We start from the raw sequence: 857 nt of genomic DNA, 5'->3' as shown, positions 1-857 counted from the left end.
GACGTCGATAGCCGCTGCTTCATAGCTTTCATGATCGTAAAAGCCATCGATTGGTGCGAGCAGTACATCAATCACGCCTTGTGGATTTCCTTCAACGGGTTGATAGGTCCCTGTTACGGGGACTTCCCGCCCTAAATCATCGTTCATTACTCGATCATATTGACCGGCAGGAACAATCCAAGTTAATAGGGCGACGAGGGCAATTAGAATGAATAGAATGGTGTAAGCAGAGGGGAACTTAAAATTAGCAAAGAAGTTACCCTTTTTTCTTTCTGTTGGCAAAGTTTGAGTTGTCATAGCAATCTCCTTACATCTATTGGAATAAAATAGATGTGAATCAGCGACTAATAAGTAATGGTGACCAGTACAGAGTACAATCACACAGATAAAATGAATGATTATAGATTTATCTATAGTCAACTTTTTGGAGTTGACCCTATTGTTCTTGATTATTTATATCGATATCTTTCATTATTCTATGCTTGGATTTATTCATTAACTTTGTGTTTGTTCACAAAAACAAAGGGCTGGTAAATAGTCAAAATATAAGTGTGGATTAAATGAGGGTATTTCTTTATTAATTTCGGATTAATATTCGATGATTTTTCTAACAGGGTTGGCAAGGTAAGGGCGTCATTAATTAAGGTTATCCGTGACGGAAATTTATTCAGAGTTTTAAAATAGGGAGTGAATTAATTATTGAAAGATAAATTGACTGTGGTCAATTTATCATCTTTGGAAAATAGAAAAGGGAGCCGATGCCCCCTTTCATTATTGTTGGTTTAAATAAACGCTGAGCGATAAGCCTCAGTTAGATAAGAAGACCACCCAGTGTAAACCCAGATCGGAAGAGCGGT

1 pseudogene is annotated in these 857 nt (G+C 37.1%); it reads right to left on the bottom strand.

The window, feature by feature from the left end:
* Nucleotides 1-297 (bottom strand): annotated as a pseudogene (locus tag ACP45E_RS20325) (YfcC family protein); the annotation flags it as partial.
* Nucleotides 298-857 lie beyond the last annotated feature (560 nt).

The sequence above is a fragment of the Vibrio genomosp. F10 str. 9ZD137 genome, from assembly GCF_049974785.1.
GTDB lineage: Bacteria > Pseudomonadota > Gammaproteobacteria > Enterobacterales > Vibrionaceae > Vibrio.
The sequence above is the reverse complement of the archived record's forward strand: the minus strand, read 5'-3'. Positions and strand labels throughout refer to the sequence as shown.